Origin of the sequence: Faecalibacterium sp. An192 (assembly GCF_002160175.1) — a bacterium.
Lineage (GTDB): Bacteria > Bacillota > Clostridia > Oscillospirales > Ruminococcaceae > Faecalibacterium.
On the sequence record NZ_NFKB01000102.1, the window covers coordinates 1 to 3,874 of the forward strand.

3 protein-coding genes are annotated in these 3,874 nt (G+C 63.2%); all 3 read left to right on the forward strand.

The window, feature by feature from the left end:
- Positions 1 to 223, forward strand: a 223-nt coding sequence (locus B5F27_RS17055; RefSeq protein ID WP_206423021.1) for a hypothetical protein, incomplete at its 5' end; no start/stop codon positions are given.
- 299 nt (positions 224 to 522) lie between these two features.
- Positions 523 to 2,037, forward strand: a complete 1,515-nt coding sequence (locus tag B5F27_RS15860) for an SPOCS domain-containing protein (RefSeq protein ID WP_087369018.1) — start codon at positions 523 to 525, stop codon at positions 2,035 to 2,037.
- Positions 2,038 to 2,054: 17 nt separating this feature from the next.
- Entirely contained in the window at positions 2,055 to 3,536 is a 1,482-nt protein-coding gene (gene spoIVA, locus B5F27_RS15865; protein WP_087369019.1) for a stage IV sporulation protein A, read from the forward strand.
- The last annotated feature ends 338 nt before the right edge of the window (positions 3,537 to 3,874 follow it).

Here is a 3,874-nt window from a genome sequence, read left to right on the forward strand (position 1 = left end):
ATTGGCTAAGCGCAAGAGGACAGGCCCACAGGCCGCAGGGGTTCCGCTATTGGGTGGTTGGGTGGGTTTAGATGATAAAAGGGTATCACCTTGCAATTTCAAAGTGTGCAGTTTTACAGCAGTTATAGATTCATTGGACTACCAGCCCGCTGAGGCGGGCATGTGGTCTCAATCGGAGCGGCGGGCAAAAGCCGTTAAGAAAAAACCGGGCCGTCTTTTGTAAGCGCTCGAAGTTTTAACGAGCCAAGGCCGTCGTGTTTTTTTAGGCTTTTGCCCAGAGCGACCACTCTGTCTGGGTCCAGGGGTCTCCCCTGGTCGTTAGGGAGGGTAGGGAGTCCAGAGGGGGTAGGGAGGGGGAGTCGAAACCCCCTCCCTCCCCCTCTGGGCCTAGCGCAGCGAACAAAAGCTAAAAGACATAGAGTGTGTGTAACGGTAGGGCGGAAGCGTCGGTTCTGGTCCCACACTGCGCCGCATACAATGAACCATGCGCCGTACAAAGGACAGGAAAGGAGCGCCGTGAACATGGAACTGAAGGTATTCCGTGATATTCTCTACGCCGGCGGCGGGTGCTGCACCGTCAAGGCGGAAATCCCGGTGGAGACGGAGATTCTCATCTCCGATTATCTGCCCCAGGTGTTTAAGATTGTGAAATGCTTTGCCCGGCCGGTGGTGCTGCAAAAGCAGCTGCAGCCGGGCAAGCTGACGCTGGAGGGGTACATCCGCTGTACCGTCTACTATCAGGGGGAGGATGGGGCGGGACTGTGCCAGACCGAGCAGAAGATCCCCTTCAACAAGGCGCTGGACCTGCCCAGTTTCAGTTTTACCTCCTGGAGCGCGTCGGTGGAGGGGGAGACCGAATACATCAACTGCCGGGCGGTGAATCCCCGCCGCATCGAGGTGCGGGGGGCCTATGGCCTGGTGGCGTCGGTGTCCACCCAGTGCAGCACCGAGGCGGTCACGGCCCTGGCGGACTGCGGCATCCAGCAGCGCCAGGCCACCCTGCGGGGGGTAAAGCGGGCCGCGGTGCTTGACAAGCTGATGGCCGCCGACGGGACGGTGGTCTTTGACCAGCCCCCCGCGGCGATTCTGGACGTGTCGGGCAGCGCCGCCGTGGGGGAGATGAAGATTCTCAACGGCAAAGCGGTGGTCAAGGGCGAAATCCACGCCCAGTGCGCCTGGCGGGCCAAAGGCAGCGCCGCGCTGCTGGGCCAGGCGGCCACCATACCCTTCAACCAGATTCTGGACGTGGAGGGCCTCACCGAGGACTGCCTGTGCCAGTGCGCGGTGGAGCCGGTGGGGTTTGCCGTGGCGGAGGGGGAGGACGGCAGCCCCGGCAAGCTCACCGCCACCTCCATGCTGCATCTGCGGGCCTGGCGTCCCTATGAGCTGAACTGCGTCACCGACGCCTTTTCCACCCAGTACCAGGTCCGCAGCGAGTCGGCCCCCCTGACGGCGGAACAGCTGGCCTGCAAGCTGGACGACACGGCGGCGGTCACCTGTTCGGGTCCGCTGCCGGATGAGAACACCCGGCTTCTGGCCTGTTTTGTGGCCTTTGGCCCGGCGGCGGTGGAACAGCGGGAGGACGGCCCGGTGCTGACGGCCCGGGTGCTGGTGACGGCCTTTGGCCAGAACAGCCTGGATGAGATCGACAGCTACGACAAGTCGGCCGAGCTGACGCTGCCCCTGCCGGTGAAAGAGATGGGGGAACTGATCCCCGAGTGCTGGCTGTCGGCCCAGGACGTCCAGGCGGGCTGTGCCGGCGGGAACCTGGAAGTCACGGTGACCGTCCGGGCCCAGGGGGCGGTGCTGAGCCGGGAGAGCCGGCCTTTTGTCAGCAGCATAGAGATCGGGGACCCCCTGGCCCCCGCCGACCCGGATATCTCCCTGCGGGTGTATTACGCCCAGCCGGGGGAGGAACTGTTTGATATTGCGCGGCGGTTCCATGTATCGCCGGGCCAGATGCTGGAAGCCAACGGCCTGGAACCCGACACCCGCACCCTGGCGGCGGCGCGCCGCCTGCTGGTGCCCGGGGCCTGAGAGGAGGAAGGTACACAGTGGAGAATCCTGTACTGTATCGGGAGATTGGCCAGCGGACCGGCGGCGATATTTATATTGGCGTGGTAGGGCCGGTGCGCAGCGGCAAGAGCACCTTCATCAAACAGTTTATGGAGGAGCTGGTGCTGCCGACCCTGGGGGATACGGCGGCCCGGGCGCGGGCCCGGGACGAACTGCCCCAGTCGGCGGCGGGCCGGACCATCATGACCACCGAGCCCAAGTTCATCCCGGAGACGGCGGTCCCCCTCCAGCTGGAAGGGGGCGGGGAATGCCGGGTGCGGCTGATCGACTGCGTGGGCTACATGGTGGAGGGAGCCATGGGCCACGAGGAGGACGAAAAGCCCCGGATGGTCAAGAGCCCCTGGTTTGATGAGGCGGTGCCCTTCGACCTGGCGGCCGAGACCGGCACCCAGAAGGTGATCCGGGACCATTCCACCATCGGGGTGGTGGTGACCACCGACGGGTCCATCAGCGATATCCCCCGGGCCGGCTACGAAAAGGCGGAGGCCCGGGTGATCGGGGAGCTGGAGGAGCTGGGCAAACCCTATGTGATTTTGCTCAACAGCGCCCATCCCGACTCTCCCGAGACCCGCCAGCTGGCGGCAGGGATGGAGGAGCGGTATGGCCGTTCGGTGCTGCCGGTGAGCTGCGTGGACCTGGACGCCGCCGCCCTGGAAAAGATTCTGGAGTCGGTGCTGTATGAGTTCCCGGTGCGGGAGCTGGATTTTGCCATGCCCCGGTGGGTGACCATGCTGGACAGCGGCCATTGGCTCCAGAGCAGCGTGTACGAGGCGGCGCTGAACTTTGCGGCCAGCATCGCCCGGATGAAGGACCTGCGGGCCGCCGAAGGCGGGGAGGCCCTGGCCTGCGACGCGGTGCAGCGGTCGGCGGTGACGGGGATGGACCTGGCCGAAGGCAGCGTCAAGGTGACGGTGGAGCTGAAGCCCGACGTGTTCTATCAGGTGCTCAGCGAGCAGACGGGCCTGGAGATCGGCGATGAGGCGGGTCTGATGCCCTGCATCATCGAGCTGGCCCGCGCCAAAAAGGAATACGAGCGGCTGCGCAGCGCCATCGAACAGGTGGAGGCCACCGGCTACGGCATCGTGATGCCCTCCATCGACGAGCTGCGGCTGGAACAGCCCGAGATCATCCGCCAGGGCGGCCGGTACGGCGTCCGCCTGGAAGCCAGCGCCCCTTCCATCCACATGATGCGGGCAGAGATCCGCACCGAAATCAGCCCCATTGTGGGCAGTGAGCGCCAGAGCGAGGAGCTGGTCCAGAGCCTGCTGTCCGGCTTTGAGGAGGACCCGGTGAAGATTTGGGAGTCCAATATCTTTGGCAAGAGCCTCCACGAGCTGGTGAATGAAGGCCTCCAGGCCAAACTGCTGCATATGCCCCAGGAGGCCCGCACCCGGATGCAGGAGACCCTGGAACGGGTCATCAACGAGGGCTGCACCGGATTGATTTGTATTCTCCTGTAAAAAGACATAAACAACAACCGCCGTCCGGGGCTTGGGTCCCGGGCGGCGGCTGTTTTGGTTTTAAAGAAAAAACATTTCGCAAGAGCTGGAGGCAGAGGAACAAACCGCAAAACAAAGCCTCCAAACGGCTCTGACGGAGATGTTGACCGCGGATCAGCTGATCCACTTCCCTTATACCGAAAGATCGGTGAGACGCAGAGAATATGCCCCTTCCGACAAGATAATGTGCCTCTAGAGCAACCCCATAAAATATCAACAATAACCGGCACAAGCAAACCAGTTACGACAGTCCGAAGAAGTAACGGCAGCAAACGCCTGGTATAAAGCAAGGTCCAAGT